The sequence below is a fragment of the Oscillatoria sp. HE19RPO genome (genome assembly GCF_024220515.1).
Taxonomy (GTDB): Bacteria; Cyanobacteriota; Cyanobacteriia; order Cyanobacteriales; family Laspinemataceae; genus Laspinema.
Genome location: NZ_JAMXOT010000398.1, coordinates 1 through 14,062, shown reverse-complemented (window position 1 = coordinate 14,062; position 14,062 = coordinate 1). Strand labels below are relative to the sequence as shown.

The window sequence follows — 14,062 nt, the reverse complement described above, 5'->3', positions numbered from 1 at the left end:
GTAGAGGCGATTCGAGAATCGCCAGTCCATCGGATTCATCAAACAATCAATCTCATATTCTAATCCATTGTGTAGAGGCGATTCGAGAATCGCCAGTCCATCGGATTCATCAAACAATCAATCTCATATTCTAATCCATTTAATTGCCACTTAACCTGATGTAGGGGCAATAGATTTATAGACTACCCCTACAACCGGCACCGAGTGATTAGAGATAAGGTTTAAAGTTCCCGAATCACGGTTTTACCATCAATCACTTCACCGACTAACACCACATCGGCAACCCCAACAAATAACCCATTTTCCAACACTCCGGGAATATTGTTCAGAGTCTTTTCTAATTCCGATGGATTGTCAATACTATCAAATTTGACATCAATCACCAAATTCCCTTGGTCCGTAATCACGGGTCCAGCTTTCTTCACCCCCATCCGCAATTCCGGGACTCCGCCTAACTTTTTAATCGCCGCCATTACCGGCGTCATTGCCATCGGCAATACTTCTACAGGTAACAAAAAGGTAGACCCCAATTTATCCACCAATTTAGACCCATCAACGACAACAATAAATATATCCGCCAGAGAATCGACAATTTTCTCGCGAGTATGTGCTGCACCCCCGCCTTTAATCAGGTTTTTCTGAGGATCAACTTCATCAGCACCATCAATGGCAATATCAATGCGATCGACTTCATCCAAAGTCGTTAAAGGAATCCCAAACTCTTTCGCCAGCACTGATGCTTGAAACGAAGTCGGAATCCCTTTAATATCTTTTAAATCTCCATTTTTCAGCCGTTCCCCGAGGAACTGAATGGTATAAGCCGTGGTAGAACCCGTTCCTAATCCCACGATGGAACCGGATTTCACTCGTTGCGCGGCTGCCTTGCCGACTTCCTGTTTCATGGCATTTGCTGTACTCATCAGATTCACTCCTATGTTTGCCCCTCTGGGACAGAACGACAGTTAAACTAAACTCCACTGTCAAATTTACCCTGTTCCTGTCCCCATCGCGCATTTTTTCCCGTCCGGATGACTGATCCCGCCCAGGGTGATATTATCAATGAGTGTCGATGTCTAAGGGATGGTGGCTCAGATCACCCCGGGGTTCCGCACCTATTTCCAATCGTTTCTCCCGCTGTAAAGTTAAGATGAAAATTGCATTTATAGACCCTTCCGATTGGGATTACCGGGTAGAAAGCGCCTATCAGATGCCAATGGGTGGTTCCCAATCTGCCTTATGTTATTTAGCGGAAAAATTGGCACAACAGGGTCATGAAGTGTTTGTGTTTAATCAAACCTCTAACCCAGGGATTTCACGGGGTGTAAACTGTTTGGCTTTTCCCTTAAATCAAATGTCTGAAACATTGCGCCGATCGCTGGATGTGGCAATTATCTTAAATGTGGCAGGCAAAGGTATCCCACTCCGGCAATTCTTCGGGGAGAAAATTCGCTTAATTTTGTGGACTCAACAGCTTCCCACCCTCAACGCAATGCAGCCGTTAGAAAATCCGGCGGAACGAAATGTTTATGATGGATTTGCCTTTGTCAGTGAGTGGCAGCGACATCAATTTGAAGTAGTTTTTAACATTAATTCCGAGCGCAGTGCGATTCTCAGAAATGCCATTGCTCCCGCCTTTCAAAACCTCTTTCCCCCCAAAACTTCTATTCTCTCCCATAAATCTCATCCCCCCATTCTCGCCTATACCAGCACTCCCTTCCGAGGATTAGATTTACTCTTATCAATTTTTCCCAAAATTCGCCAAGCCGTCCCCGGAACCCTTCTCAAAGTTTTCTCCAGCAAAAAAGTCTATCAACTGCGGGAAGATATCGATGAATCCGTCTATGGTTCCCTCTATCAGCGCTGTCGGGACATGGAAGGAGTAGAATATTTGGGGTCAGTTTCTCAACCAGAACTCGCTCAACAATTGCGTTCTGTTTCGCTATTAACCTATCCCAATACCTTTAAAGAAACCTCTTGTATTGCGGTGATGGAAGCAATGGCAAGCGGATGTCGGGTGGTGACGAGCAATTTAGCGGCATTGACTGAAACTGCTGCCGGTTTTTGTCCCTTAGTTTCTGTTGAGGATGTGCAGGGATTTTCTTCTGTCAGGGATTGGCAATTTTCTTTAAGAACCGATTGGCAAAATTATGCGAGTCGGTTTGTTGAGACAACGGTGCAGGCGATCGCAGATTTGCAAGGGTTCAATGCCGAATCCCAACTGCAAAAACAGGTGGACTATATCCATCATTCCTGTACTTGGGAGGTGCGCGCCACTGCCTGGATTGACTGGTTGAGTCACCTCTGTGGATTGAATAGTCCCTCCGTTCCTCCCACGGCTGAAACCCTCACCCAACAAGCGGAACTTGCCTATCACCAAGGACAATTACACCGGGCACTGACCCTCTGTCAACAATCCCTCAAACTCCATCCAACTCTGACTCAAACCTATCAAATTTTAGGGGATACGTTCCAGGATGCGGGGAAACTCCTAGAAGCAAGTCGCGCCTATGGAACCGCTCTCAAACTGTTAGAAACCAGCAAGGTTGATAGCACCCAATGCCGCTTACTCCGGGACAAATTAGGACAAATTCTGGAGGAACTGGGCGAGACTGAAGCGGCGATCGCCTTGAAACAACAACCCGCACCCTCAAGGGTGGGGCTATACGGACAAAGCCTGCCTACGCAGGCTGAAGAGTAAAGTAGGTGATAAATCCGATACTGATGGGACTGCGGTTTCGGGCGCTATGTTATCTGGTTGATGAATGTGGCGTGGATATCCAAGCCTTTTCCTGAACCCCTCAACAAACCGGAGCGATCGCCCATTGACACTCGACCCTACTGCCTAGCGCCAATAGGCGATCGCTCAGTTCACTTGAAAGAGATTATTCAGCCGTTGCCAGTTCGCCATTGCTACGATTGCGACGACGAGTCAAGGCATTAAACACCATTTGACCGATCGCCTTAATCAAGTTACCTTCGAGTTCCTTAAACATATTCATGTTCAACCCGAATGCATGATTGGCTTCATCCACAATGCGATCGGCATCCGCATCATCAATCGGCAAATTGTTCATCGCTTCACGATACTGAGTTTTGAACGCCTTCTCATCCGTAATCTGCTCAAACTCATAGAAAGCGGTGCCATCGCCCTCTAAATTCATCGCCCGTTGAGCAATTCCCTTGAGGATTTGACCCCCGGACAAATCGCCCAAATACCGGGTGTAGGAATGTGCCACCAACAGTTCCGGTGCCGTTTCCGACACTTCCCGGATCCGCTGAATATAGGCTTGAGCCGCCTCAGAAGGAGCCACCTGCTCCCGCCAGTTGCTGCCATAGTAGAAGGCTAAATCTTGCTCTAAACTCGCCTTGCGGTTCAGTTCAGGAAAGTAAATCTGAGACAGAATCGGGTGATTGCGGTGCCGTTCCATTTCCTCTTCCATCGCCGAATAGACGAAGTAGAGATTCCGCACCAGAGTCCGATAAGAGCTTTTCTCAACCGTTCCTTTTAAAAAGCACTTGACAAAACCCACATTTTCTGCCATGCTGTGAGACTTTTTCGTGCCTTCACGCAGTTTTGTTGCTAAATTGCTACTCATTCGCTTCCTTTACTTTCCAACTTTAATAAAACAGCGGGCCTATCGCCTTCGCAAGAGGCCATAAAAAATAACCTCTAAAGGGTTACCTTAGACTGAATCGATGAGAATTTTCGTTAAGTTTTTTAAAGTTTCTTGGGGACCCCAGGGGGACTTCGGAGTGAAAACGGGGACTCTTCGATTCTACATCCCAAGGTTCAAGAGCTTTTCAGGAATTTAGGGGGTTGACGGATGGAGGGTATCACTATCCTTTATTTATTATGGATGAGTGCCGTCAAGGGACTGCTCCCTAATCCTCATCCAGCCACTCAAAAATAGTCCTCAAATCTCGATATCCACTCACCACCCGCACTACCTCAATTCCGTCAGCAATCCCCCGATAGAAAATCAGATAATCTTCCACCGGAAAACTCCGCAGAGGCGGACTGATTTGGTCCCATCGGCGTCCCATATTCGGAAAATCGGCCAGCCTTTGACATTGTTCAATGATCTTATCAATCAAACGAACAGCCGCCGCCGGACTAAGCTGTTCCAGGTAAGTGGCAATTTCTGTGATATCGTGGAACGCCGCATCGGATAGAATATAAACACTCATTGCTCTTGAGACCGACTGATAATCTTTTCCCGCAGCTCTCGAAGGGCGGTTTCCCCATCAATCCCTTCACCGCGATCCAGGGATTCAATGCCTACAGTAATTTTTTCCTGCAATTCCGCTAACTTTTCCTGATAGCGCTTTTCTCGGTCCTCCAGCAACTGCAATGCCGCTGCCACCACTTCACCCTCCGAAGCATATCTGCCACGGTTGACGGTAGCGCGAATAAATTCCTGTTGTGTGGGGGTCAGGGAGATATTCATAAACCATACTCTCTGCTAGGCGATCGGTTTAATTTTATCATGTTTTTGGTCATTGGTCATTGGTCATTGGTCATTGGTCGTTTGTTGGTGGGTGGAACAGGGTTGGGTTAATCAATGCCTAGACTTCTAATATATGCTTGCATCAACCCCACCCCATCAAACAAAACGGTCTCCGCTTCACTGGTTTTCAGTAAATTGCGTCGGTTTAAAGATTCTAACCCATTGATTAAATCCATTAAGGAGAGGTCGAGGTCTTGCTTTAACTGATTTTTCGACATGGGGTTTGGAGACTGACTTAATTTGACCATGATTTGTTGTTCCAGAGGAGACAATCGGTTAAAGATATCCCCGAGTTGGGATTTCATGTTGGCGGTTAAAATTATTCCTTCTTCCGCTAAAAAGTCCGAAACTTTACCAGAAAACATGGTTTTAATTAAATCGGCGACTTCTTGGAGATAAACCGGGTGACCTTCATACCGCTGGATCAACTGGGACCAACTTGACTGGTCTTTTAAACCGCGATCGCTCAGAATACTGGTCTGGGTTAATCCTGGTAATTTTAAAATCTGCACTGGATCTAATTCCCCAGCTAACCCAATCATTTCTTGACATTGCTCCTGAGTGATTAAAATTAAATGACTGTTATGTTCAATTTCACCTAGCCGATGAAATAGGGCCTTGTATTCTTGAAAGCGGCTTTGATACTGTCCGGCTAATTTTCCGGGTTTAAATAACTCTTGGATGTCATCAATAATTAACAAACTTTTACAGGTTTTCAAGGCTTTGAATAACTCCAGAAGGTTAATTTCGCTAAACCTTAAGTCAGCATGAGCAACCTTGGTTAAAAACTCGGTAATTAGGGTATTTAAACTGGGTTCAATCTTGATACTTTTCCAAATCACTGCATCAAACTGTTGCAGATTCAGGTCTACAAACCGCTTGACTAGAGTGGTTTTCCCGATTCCCGGTAATCCAACAACCGAGATGAGGCGAGTATTTTGAGCCAGGATCCAATCAGATAGGGTTTGCAGTTCCAGGGTGCGATCGTAAAACTGGGTAATTTTGGGGGCCAGGGTTAAATTTGAATACCGGGTTTGGTTGTTGGGGTCTTCTTGATCGGTGATCGACGGGTTTGGATTGGTTTGATGATGCGGCGTACACCAATTAATTGGACTGTTGACTAAACCTACAAACTGGGGTGAATTTATAACTCGCTCAAGTGTCCAACAAAAATTCCCTTTTTTAATATCTTGATTTAACTGCTCAGATAAGTGTTTAAATAACTGACGACTTACATCCCCGATATAGTTTTCATCATAGCCAAATTCATTAGCAATTTGGCTGTAAGTTTGCCCCTTCCACAAACCTTGAACCACCGTTTTCTCTAAGTCATTGAGATGCTTTCCCCGTTGCTGCTCGACGAGGCGATCGACCAACTGCAACACTTCTGCTACTGTCATAGAGCTTATGGTGGGTAAGGGTTTGACCAATTGTAGCACAATTTTTTCCTAGAAAATCAGGTTTTTTCGGGCGTGGTCTTAACATTTTGTTACAAACCAACCTAGAAAATCAGTTTTTTTCGGGTGGCACGGTTCAGAAGAGGTGATTTAGGATACGGGGAGATACAACGTAAACCGACTGAGGAAAAGATTATGCCTGAGTTACGAGATTTACTCAAGGGGTTAGCAAAGGATCTTCTGGGTGATGGCGGCAGGATGTCAGAGGAGGACTTTGAGAAGATCTACCTGGAAATAGAAGCTAAGGTAGATAATGAACCCCCTCCTCGTTTCGCCTTTATTGGTGAGTGTGGAGTAGGAAAATCCTCTACCCTTAATGCCTTATTTAATGCAGGGTTTGAGGTAAGTCATACCCAAGCCTGCACACAAAAGCTTCAAGGAGTAGAAGTATCAGTTAGTGAAGTTTCTGGTGTTAATGGAGGATTAGTTGCTTATGATATGCCGGGATTAGGTGAAAGTCAATTAAAACAAAGAGAACATATTGAACTGTATGAACAAGTGTTAAAAGACGTAGATGTTGCTTTGTGGATTTTAGATGCACAGAATCGGGCGATCGCCTCTGTACAGCAATATTTGCAAACCGAATTGAAAGCAATTCATCCTCGACTTTTGGATCGCATGGTAATTGCGTTAAATAAGGTAGATTTAGTTCATCCGGGTGCCACAGCGTGGATTGATATCGCTAACTTGCCCAGTGAAGAACAAGAAAAAAACATTGAAGGAAGAGTCCGAGATGTTAAAAAAAGAATTCGGGAAGTCTTACCCAATTGGAAAGGAACCATCGTAGGCTATTCTGCGAACCGCCGCTATAACTTGCCTCAACTTTTTGATGCCATGATGGATGCAGTACCGAATAAAAGAAAATGGGTAGTTGCATCTCGGAAAGCCTTGGCTGATTTTCTGGAATTAGTCGATCCTGAACTATTACCCCCAGAAAAAAGACGACAAAGAGCAATTAATAAACAGCCTCGCCCGGCAAAAATGTCAGATTTAATTGCTAGTATGCCGCCTGAAGAACTTGCTAAATTTGCGGCAGACAAAAAAACCTTTTTAGCATGGTTACAGAAAGAAGGACTTTAAGTCACGATTCAAGGATAATCTACTTATTTCATTAAGGAGGAATAACCATGACATTCGTTTCTAACCAAAATGAGATTCCTAAAGATAAAGCCGATGCAATCAGAGCTAGGTTGCGACAAAGAATTGACGCAAAATTAAATGAAATGAGTGATTATGAAGTTAGCATTTTAGACAAATCAGAAAGAGATTTCAGGGATTTTGTTGCTGAAATCTTCAAGTCAATTGCAGCTACTTTGGGATATATTATTGGAGTAGTTGTGGGAACGGTTTCAGAGATAGTAGATGGGGTTAAATCAGGGTTTAAAGGGGGATTTGATGAAGGACGCAGAAAAAGATATTGAAACATAAGCAGAATCAGCATATAACCTTTTGACATCAATTGGTTTAAGCCATGAGTGAATGGATAGCCTTTCCTTTTCCTAAATGCCCCAATTGTGGTAAACAATGGGGCAAGAATTATCATCGTAACTGTCTTTTCAATGGACAACTTCTAGTTGAGCCATATCAAAGACAGGTAAAGTGTGAATTTTGTATAGAACAATGGCATATTCTGAATAGTAAATTTTACTGCTCTTGTGGATATCAATTTTACTCCTCAGAAGTAGAAGATGCCCTGTCTACCAATCAATTATTAAGACAGCGTTTAATGAAGAAATTAGAAGAAATGGATTTTTATGAAAAAAGTATGATCTCTAAATCCACCAATTCTTTTGAGGATTGGATATACGGAATTAGTTATGAGATAGGTAATCTTTTAGGTACGACGGTTTCCAAAGCACAAGAATTAATTAAAAACTTCTTTGATAAATGGTCATTTTAACATTAGACCTAAAACCTTATAAAATCGCGATCCTTTTAAATCTGCACGAGAGACGATGAGAACAGGTCGCATTTTTGCAGCTAATCCCAAATCGACCAGCCAGACTTCACCGGGTTTCGGGCTCATCGATTAAATCTAATACCTCCTGTTCGACGAGGCGCGATCGCATGATATCCAGAAGGTTGCGATCGGCCCTTTTTGTCATCTCAGCCCTGTTCTGGCGTACTGCTTCCTTAACTCTAATCTGAGAGACTAGCTCGCTATAGCAAGTCTAAATCATTCTGACATACAGAGAGCGAGCAAGATGCGCGCACTACAAGACTGAAAGTCTTGGATCCATTGTCAAATTCATTTAGACTTGCTATATTTCAATAGGGTCTCTTGTGGCTCGCACTCCTCAAAAAAATCTTTTATCTTTTTGAGAAACGGTTAAATTCTCAACGATGAACAGTGAATGTATTTATTTTTCCCATGAAAAATAAATGAATGGCCAATATTAAAGTCGGAGGCAAAGTTTCAATGAGCCAGCTAATTAAAGCTAATAAATCTGGTGATGTAGGTAATAAAAAGAGGATGTCCACTGATGCCGTTCTTTACAAAAATGGGTTATTGAATATAGAAACATACAGTCAATCTAAACATCCGACTGAAGGTCTTAGAGGTCACGTTCTTGTAATTTGCGTAGACGACACCAGCAAAGCAATCTGGGTTAGTAAAGATTACAAATGCACCACACGCGGGGGTAGGTTAGATCCTTTCTGTGCGAGTGCTGGAACTAATGCTTGGCAAGAACAATTCCCCGAGGCGGTAGGTCAACACACTACCTCTCTGAATATTGTTCATTCTGAGGAGGGTTTGGGAAATGTTCGTAATAACATACTTCAGGCAATCAAAACTTACACAGAAATTTCCCAAGAAATTGCAACCGAGATCAAAAAATTAGGGATCTAATAGGTGAAGCTCTGTAGGTTAACAACCTGTAATTAAAACAGGTCAACACCTGCTGGACTGACAAAAGTTGGTCATCGAAGCAGCCAAGGGCTGATGGGCAAGGGAATTGAGTTGATTGACAAGAGTGAACGGATCTAGCATTTGAGATAGCTACCTTGACTTGAAGCATGATCTCTTCTGGTAGGCTGTCCAATTTTCGCTCTAGCCTCACGGTGGGTACCGACCCCAACCCTTGAACATTCGCTACAGAATCGCGATTCAGAAAGGGTAGTTTTGGGAGTACCACCTCGTAGGGACTCCCGCGATTTTGACTGGTTAGGGGAACATAGACTACCAATGCTCTGGGCGGATTTGGATCTGCACGAGAGACGATGAGAACAGGTCGCATCTTTGCGGCTAATCCCAGATCGACCAGCCAGACTTCACCGGGTTTCGGGTTCATCGATTAAATCTAATACCTCCTGTTCGACGAGGCGCGATCGCATGATATCCAGAAGGTGGCGATCGGCCATTTCTATCCTCTCAGCCATGTTCTGGCTTACTGCTTCCTTAACTCTAAGCTGAGAGATGGATTTAAACTGGAGCATTTTAGCCAAGCGCGATGCAAAGCATTTTAATCGTGTCATCATTTTCTAATCCCTTTTTGGAGAGATATAATCGCTTATTAAACATCTTAATTCCCCAATATTATGCAATTTCCAGAAGTTTGGCAACAATACGACTTTACCGAATCTGAATTATTGTCAATGGGTTGGCAGTTTCCCTACGATTATGTCCTGAATCTGAACTACTACTGGGAACTCAACGGCAAAGGTTCTGCTTCTGAAGTAGCATCGGTTGACCAACCCCTGAAACTGATTCTCTGTTCTTGCATTCGGCTGGATGTCCAAATCAACCCCAACCTAGAAACAGAGACTCAACCTCCCCAAACTCTGGGTACGATTGTGGGATGGGGGCAAGTTACGCCTTCTCCTTGGTTGGAAAACCTCGCGCTTCCCGCTTCGGATTGGACTCATTTGTTTTTTGAGATTGGTGGCAACAATAAAATTGAAGCGGTGATGCGATCGCTCTCCATTGAACCCCTAACCCAACCCGCTCTCGCCCCATTAGGTCGTTAACCCAATGCTAAAATAAAACAGGGCTTAAGATTCATCACCTAGTTATTGCTCTCCCCTTCAATTATGACCCAAACTTTCCCGATAGAGCGGACTGTAAAAACCTTCAGCCAACTGCAAACCGAATTTAATCTCCAGCGTAGTACCGATGACCAATTTTTCCCAGAGTGGTTAAACCTGGATAATAGTCTGACTGACTCCGAGCAACAAATCCTGGATGGAATTCAGCAAAAATACTTTTATCAACTCTCTGATGGTCAACTGGGGGAAGAAACGATTAAATTAATTGTGTTGTCCCCCCTCCTGGATTTGGCGGGATTTTTTGAGCCTCCCTTTCGGTTTACTACGGAACCCACTGTGCAAATTACGGCTGAACGGGAGGAGATAATTTATCGGGGTCGGATTGATGCCTTGGTTCTGTTGGAAAGGCTGTGGGTGGTGGTGATTGAATCTAAGGAAACCAGTTTTTCCTTAGAAATGGCTTTGCCGCAAACTTTAGCTTATATGCTGGCTCATCCCAATCCCCAACGCCCGGTTTTTGGCATGGTTACGAATGGGGGAAATTTTATTTTTGTGAAACTGCAACATCAAGAATTTCCCGAGTATGAATTATCGAGTGTGTTTTCCTTGTTGCCTCGGCGAAATCAACTCTATGAGGTGTTAGAGATTCTCAAACGGTTGGGACAGATGGCGATCGAGTGAACTGTTGTTTGAATTGATGACTGGATTCAGTCCAACCCCTTGATTTAGTTATTAGACCTCTTGCAAAAATCCGGATCGATCCCCCCAACCCCCCTTAAGAACGCCAATCGGCTTTTTAGAATGTTGCAAGAGGTGAATAGACCTCATCCTCAGTTTGCTGAGTCGGTTGCGATCGCTCGCTTTTATGGTTAAATCTTTACTACTGAGGTAGAGACGGGCCGGGTCAGGTCTCTTTTCCTCGCCCTGCTGTTATTTCTGTTGATTGATTCTAACCCCCATGCCAAATATTCGCCGCCGTCCTCCGAATCCTGCTGTAGGCGTCAAGTCGATGCGCTATCAAATCCAGGTTCCTGATGCTGAACCTCGACATATTCTCGAAGAAATCGTTTGGCATAAAGAAATAGAAGTGGATGCCTTGCGCGATCGCCAGCCTTTGCTAGAGTTACAAAAACTCCTCCAGGCAGTCCCTGCACCGAAGGATTTTCTGGGGTCCTTGGTGTCCACCTCGAAACAACCGGCGGCGATCGCTGAAATTAAAAAAGCCTCTCCCAGCAAAGGGGTCATCCGCGAAGACTTCGACCCAGTGGCGATCGCCCAATCTTACCAAAAAGGTGGGGCCGCCTGTCTCTCGGTCCTGACGGATAGTAAATTCTTTCAAGGCAGTTTTGACTACCTCAAAGCGGTCCGGGAGGTGGTTGATTTACCCTTACTTTGTAAAGACTTCATCATCTATCCCTATCAAATTTATCTAGCCCGAGTTAATGGGGCTGATGCGGTGTTGCTGATTGCTGCAATCCTTTCCGATAAAGACTTACAGTATTTTATTAAAATTGCCAAAACATTAGGAGTAACTCCCCTAATTGAAGTTCATACCCTAGAAGAACTGGACAGAGTTTTAGCCCTGGATGGGGTGACCTTAATTGGCATTAATAATCGCAACCTCGAAGATTTTACCGTAGATTTAGCCACCACTTGTCAACTGCTGGAACAACGGCGCGATCGGCTGGAAAATATCATCGTGGTTAGCGAATCGGGAGTACAGACCCCCGATGACCTCAAGCGAGTTGCCGATGCCGGTGCTAAAGCGGTGTTGATTGGGGAAGCCTTTATGAAACAACCGGACCCAGGGGAAGCCCTTGCTGCTATTTTTCCCGAGTAATTGATTGTTGGGGAGCGAATAAAGAGACCTCTCCCCGGCCCTCTCCTAAGAGGAGAGGGAGCTAGAAAGAACAAATATCTGGCCTGTACGGGGCTTTCCGGCTCCCCCTTCCCTCGGAGGGAAGGGGGTTGGGGGGTTAGGTCTCCTCTCACCAACCCAGTCCTCCATTCCCGAGTAATTGATTGTTGGGGAGCGAATAAAGAGACCTCTCCCCGGCCCTCTCCTAAGAGGAGAGGGAGCTAGAAAGAACAAATATCTGGCCTGTACGGGGCTTTCCGGCTCCCCCTTCCCTCGTAGGGAAGGGGGTTGGGGGGTTAGGTCTCCCCTTACCAACCGAATCGCCCTTCAGGAACCATCAAGTTCTATACTAAAACCATGCAATGTCTGATTCCCTAGGAATTGGGCATCCATTTACGGGAGACCGCTGCATCAAGATATGGAACCCATTCCTCTTCCTTCCCCGATTCACTATGAACTGCTGCTGCAACTGTTGGAACGGCAAACCCTCTATGCGGTAAATCAGAATCCCTCCGCTAGGGAACAGGTACAACAACTGATTGTGACCCTCAGAAAAGCCCAAAGCCAACAGAAGCAGCTAGAGTCCAAGTTTCAGCGCGAAAATATCCCAGTAGAACACCGTTGGTCCCTTAACGAAGTCGCTGCTGCGAAGACCCCGGGAAATTCGGCCCATCCTGAGTAAGCACCAAGCCCTTGCATCTAATCCCGTAACCCAGTAGAATCAAAGATTCGGGTGAAAGCGCATTCAGCAACAGCACTCGCCGGTACAGAGCCTGACGGGAGGCATCTATCGGAACTCCTCACACTTAAATTTAATTGCATTAGGACGAGATTCAATGGACGACAAGCTGATGCTAATGATTCCTGGCCCTACTCCGGTGCCAGAACAAGCATTGAGAGCCTTAGCCAAACATCCCATAGGCCACCGGAGCAAAGAATTTGAGGCAGTCATCGCCGAGGTGACCGAAAATTTGAAATGGCTGCACCAAACTCAAAGCGATGTCTTGATGCTGACGGCATCGGGAACTGGCGCGATGGAAGCGGGAATCATTAACTTCCTGAGTCCAGGCGATCGCGTGATTGTCGGCAGCAATGGTAAATTTGGGGAACGCTGGGCACAAGTGGCCAAAGCCTATGGCCTCACCGTAGACAACATCACTGCTGAATGGGGACAAGCGTTGGACCCCGAGAAATTCCGGCAAAAGCTGGAAGCGGATACCAACAAAGAAATTAAAGCCGTCATCGTCACCCACAGCGAAACTTCCACTGGGGTTGTCAATGACCTAGAAACCATCAATCGGCACGTTAAAGCTCACGGTCAGGCTTTAATTATCGTCGATGCCGTCACCAGTTTAGGGGCGATGAATGTGCCGGTAGATGCTTGGGGACTGGATGTGGTCGCCTCGGGCTCACAAAAAGGCTTTATGATTCCCCCGGGACTGGGATTTGTCTCTGTCAGCGCCAAAGCATGGGAAGCCTACAAAACGGCCAAACTGCCGAAATTTTATCTGGATTTAGGCAAATACAAGAAAGCCACGGATAAAAATAGCAGTCCGTTTACGCCGCCAGTTAACCTGATTTTTGCCTTGCAAGCCACCCTGCGGATGATGAAGCAGGAAGGGTTAGAGAATATCTTCAAACGCCATGAACGGCAAATGAAGGCCACTCGGGCAGCAGCAACGGCAATGGGATTGAAACTCTATGCGCCGGATGATGCAGCAGCGCGATCGATTACCGCTGTGGCAACTTCCGATGCGGAACAAATTCGGTCCATTGTCAAGAAACGGTTTGATATCGTGATGGCAGGAGGACAGGACCACCTCAAGGGTGAAATCTTCCGGATTGGACATTTGGGATTTGTCAGCGATCGCGACATTCTCACCGCCATTGCTGCCCTAGAAGCCGCCTTGCAAGAAATGGGTAAGGCAACAGCTACAGTCGGTGCCGGTGTCGCCGCTGCCGCCAAAATTTTAGGGGAATCCTAACCCACCCCCACCCAACCCCTCGTTCCCAGGCAGAGCCTGGGAATGCTCTAATGGAGGCTCTGCCTCCTAATACTCCCTACCCCTGAATTGGTGTATTGGTAGGGGCGCAATGCTTGCGCCCTGGGGTGAAACCCGTTTCGCCCCTACAGGCATCGGTTTTAGCTCTTTCCCTGTGTATTGGTAGGGGCGCAATGCTTGCGCCCTGGGGCGAAACCCGTTTCGCCCCTACAGGCATCGGTTTTAGCTCTTTCCCTGTGTATTGGTAGG

General features: G+C 45.7%; 18 protein-coding genes. 11 read left to right on the top strand and 7 right to left on the bottom strand.

Annotated elements, in window-relative coordinates:
* Positions 1-221 precede the first annotated feature (221 nt).
* Positions 222-920: a ribose-5-phosphate isomerase RpiA gene (gene rpiA / locus NG833_RS27815; RefSeq protein WP_254568515.1), complete on the bottom strand. Its 699-nt coding sequence runs from the start codon at positions 918-920 to the stop codon at positions 222-224.
* A 227-nt stretch (positions 921-1,147) separates the two neighbouring features.
* Between rpiA and NG833_RS27810 the strand changes: the two genes are divergently transcribed.
* Entirely contained in the window at positions 1,148-2,698 is a 1,551-nt protein-coding gene (locus NG833_RS27810; RefSeq protein ID WP_254568514.1) for a glycosyltransferase, read from the top strand.
* A 23-nt stretch (positions 2,699-2,721) separates the two neighbouring features.
* On the top strand, positions 2,722-2,793 hold the full coding sequence (locus tag NG833_RS31120) for a Mo-dependent nitrogenase C-terminal domain-containing protein (RefSeq protein WP_375293969.1): 72 nt from the start codon (positions 2,722-2,724) through the stop codon (positions 2,791-2,793).
* Positions 2,794-2,882: 89 nt separating this feature from the next.
* Here the strand turns inward: NG833_RS31120 and NG833_RS27805 are convergent, their stop codons facing one another.
* The 4 genes from NG833_RS27805 to NG833_RS27790 all read right to left on the bottom strand — a co-directional run bounded on the left by NG833_RS27805 (position 2,883) and on the right by NG833_RS27790 (position 5,908).
* Positions 2,883-3,596 carry a heme oxygenase (biliverdin-producing) gene (locus NG833_RS27805; RefSeq protein ID WP_254568513.1) on the bottom strand — a complete coding sequence of 238 codons (714 nt, stop codon included), beginning with the start codon at positions 3,594-3,596 and terminating at the stop codon, positions 2,883-2,885.
* 286 nt (positions 3,597-3,882) lie between these two features.
* Positions 3,883-4,188, bottom strand: coding sequence for a type II toxin-antitoxin system RelE/ParE family toxin (locus NG833_RS27800; protein WP_254568512.1), 306 nt, complete (start codon positions 4,186-4,188; stop codon positions 3,883-3,885).
* The gene (locus tag NG833_RS27795) at positions 4,185-4,448 is read right to left on the bottom strand and encodes a type II toxin-antitoxin system ParD family antitoxin (RefSeq protein WP_254568511.1); all 264 of its coding nucleotides are present in this window, start codon (positions 4,446-4,448) and stop codon (positions 4,185-4,187) included. The genes NG833_RS27800 and NG833_RS27795 overlap by 4 nt, the downstream gene beginning before the upstream one ends.
* A 107-nt stretch (positions 4,449-4,555) precedes the next feature.
* Positions 4,556-5,908 (bottom strand): NB-ARC domain-containing protein, encoded by a 1,353-nt coding sequence (locus tag NG833_RS27790; protein ID WP_254568510.1) that lies wholly within the window; start codon positions 5,906-5,908, stop codon positions 4,556-4,558.
* 192 nt (positions 5,909-6,100) lie between these two features.
* Between NG833_RS27790 and NG833_RS27785 the strand changes: the two genes are divergently transcribed.
* The 4 genes from NG833_RS27785 to NG833_RS27770 all read left to right on the top strand — a co-directional run bounded on the left by NG833_RS27785 (position 6,101) and on the right by NG833_RS27770 (position 8,816).
* On the top strand, positions 6,101-7,045 hold the full coding sequence (locus NG833_RS27785; protein ID WP_254568509.1) for a GTPase family protein: 945 nt from the start codon (positions 6,101-6,103) through the stop codon (positions 7,043-7,045).
* A 47-nt stretch (positions 7,046-7,092) separates the two neighbouring features.
* On the top strand, positions 7,093-7,386 hold the full coding sequence (locus tag NG833_RS27780; RefSeq protein ID WP_254568508.1) for a hypothetical protein: 294 nt from the start codon (positions 7,093-7,095) through the stop codon (positions 7,384-7,386).
* Positions 7,387-7,436: 50 nt separating this feature from the next.
* Entirely contained in the window at positions 7,437-7,865 is a 429-nt protein-coding gene (locus NG833_RS27775) for a hypothetical protein (protein WP_254568507.1), read from the top strand.
* A 486-nt stretch (positions 7,866-8,351) separates the two neighbouring features.
* Positions 8,352-8,816 (top strand): hypothetical protein, encoded by a 465-nt coding sequence (locus NG833_RS27770; protein ID WP_254568506.1) that lies wholly within the window; start codon positions 8,352-8,354, stop codon positions 8,814-8,816.
* Here the strand turns inward: NG833_RS27770 and NG833_RS31115 are convergent.
* Entirely contained in the window at positions 8,797-9,204 is a 408-nt protein-coding gene (locus NG833_RS31115; protein ID WP_375293968.1) for a type II toxin-antitoxin system PemK/MazF family toxin, read from the bottom strand. The two genes, NG833_RS27770 and NG833_RS31115, sit on opposite strands and share 20 nt — an antisense overlap.
* Before the next feature lie 34 nt (positions 9,205-9,238).
* Positions 9,239-9,445, bottom strand: coding sequence for a hypothetical protein (locus NG833_RS27765; RefSeq protein ID WP_254568505.1), 207 nt, complete (start codon positions 9,443-9,445; stop codon positions 9,239-9,241).
* Between the two features lie 60 nt (positions 9,446-9,505).
* On the opposite strand from NG833_RS27765, the gene NG833_RS27760 reads away from it, so the two are divergent.
* The 5 genes from NG833_RS27760 to NG833_RS27740 all read left to right on the top strand — a co-directional run bounded on the left by NG833_RS27760 (position 9,506) and on the right by NG833_RS27740 (position 13,795).
* Positions 9,506-9,934 carry a hypothetical protein gene (locus tag NG833_RS27760; RefSeq protein WP_254568504.1) on the top strand — a complete coding sequence of 143 codons (429 nt, stop codon included), beginning with the start codon at positions 9,506-9,508 and terminating at the stop codon, positions 9,932-9,934.
* A 63-nt stretch (positions 9,935-9,997) separates the two neighbouring features.
* Positions 9,998-10,633 carry a type I restriction endonuclease gene (locus NG833_RS27755; RefSeq protein WP_254568503.1) on the top strand — a complete coding sequence of 212 codons (636 nt, stop codon included), beginning with the start codon at positions 9,998-10,000 and terminating at the stop codon, positions 10,631-10,633.
* A gap of 277 nt (positions 10,634-10,910) precedes the next feature.
* Positions 10,911-11,792: an indole-3-glycerol phosphate synthase TrpC gene (gene trpC / locus NG833_RS27750; protein WP_254568502.1), complete on the top strand. Its 882-nt coding sequence runs from the start codon at positions 10,911-10,913 to the stop codon at positions 11,790-11,792.
* Positions 11,793-12,228: 436 nt separating this feature from the next.
* Positions 12,229-12,492: a DUF5340 domain-containing protein gene (locus NG833_RS27745; RefSeq protein WP_015147305.1), complete on the top strand. Its 264-nt coding sequence runs from the start codon at positions 12,229-12,231 to the stop codon at positions 12,490-12,492.
* A gap of 154 nt (positions 12,493-12,646) precedes the next feature.
* Positions 12,647-13,795, top strand: a complete 1,149-nt coding sequence (locus NG833_RS27740; RefSeq protein WP_254568501.1) for an alanine--glyoxylate aminotransferase family protein — start codon at positions 12,647-12,649, stop codon at positions 13,793-13,795.
* Positions 13,796-14,062 lie beyond the last annotated feature (267 nt).

Coding starts and splice junctions, on each gene's coding strand:
- rpiA (WP_254568515.1), bottom strand. CDS start 920: ATGAGTACAGCAAATGCCATGAAACAGGAAGTCGGCAAGGCAGCCGCG.
- NG833_RS27810 (WP_254568514.1), top strand. CDS start 1,148: ATGAAAATTGCATTTATAGACCCTTCCGATTGGGATTACCGGGTAGAA.
- NG833_RS27805 (WP_254568513.1), bottom strand. CDS start 3,596: ATGAGTAGCAATTTAGCAACAAAACTGCGTGAAGGCACGAAAAAGTCT.
- NG833_RS27800 (WP_254568512.1), bottom strand. CDS start 4,188: ATGAGTGTTTATATTCTATCCGATGCGGCGTTCCACGATATCACAGAA.
- NG833_RS27795 (WP_254568511.1), bottom strand. CDS start 4,448: ATGAATATCTCCCTGACCCCCACACAACAGGAATTTATTCGCGCTACC.
- NG833_RS27790 (WP_254568510.1), bottom strand. CDS start 5,908: ATGACAGTAGCAGAAGTGTTGCAGTTGGTCGATCGCCTCGTCGAGCAG.
- NG833_RS27785 (WP_254568509.1), top strand. CDS start 6,101: ATGCCTGAGTTACGAGATTTACTCAAGGGGTTAGCAAAGGATCTTCTG.
- NG833_RS27780 (WP_254568508.1), top strand. CDS start 7,093: ATGACATTCGTTTCTAACCAAAATGAGATTCCTAAAGATAAAGCCGAT.
- NG833_RS27775 (WP_254568507.1), top strand. CDS start 7,437: ATGAGTGAATGGATAGCCTTTCCTTTTCCTAAATGCCCCAATTGTGGT.
- NG833_RS27770 (WP_254568506.1), top strand. CDS start 8,352: ATGGCCAATATTAAAGTCGGAGGCAAAGTTTCAATGAGCCAGCTAATT.
- NG833_RS31115 (WP_375293968.1), bottom strand. CDS start 9,204: ATGCGACCTGTTCTCATCGTCTCTCGTGCAGATCCAAATCCGCCCAGA.
- NG833_RS27765 (WP_254568505.1), bottom strand. CDS start 9,445: ATGATGACACGATTAAAATGCTTTGCATCGCGCTTGGCTAAAATGCTC.
- NG833_RS27760 (WP_254568504.1), top strand. CDS start 9,506: ATGCAATTTCCAGAAGTTTGGCAACAATACGACTTTACCGAATCTGAA.
- NG833_RS27755 (WP_254568503.1), top strand. CDS start 9,998: ATGACCCAAACTTTCCCGATAGAGCGGACTGTAAAAACCTTCAGCCAA.
- trpC (WP_254568502.1), top strand. CDS start 10,911: ATGCCAAATATTCGCCGCCGTCCTCCGAATCCTGCTGTAGGCGTCAAG.
- NG833_RS27745 (WP_015147305.1), top strand. CDS start 12,229: ATGGAACCCATTCCTCTTCCTTCCCCGATTCACTATGAACTGCTGCTG.
- NG833_RS27740 (WP_254568501.1), top strand. CDS start 12,647: ATGGACGACAAGCTGATGCTAATGATTCCTGGCCCTACTCCGGTGCCA.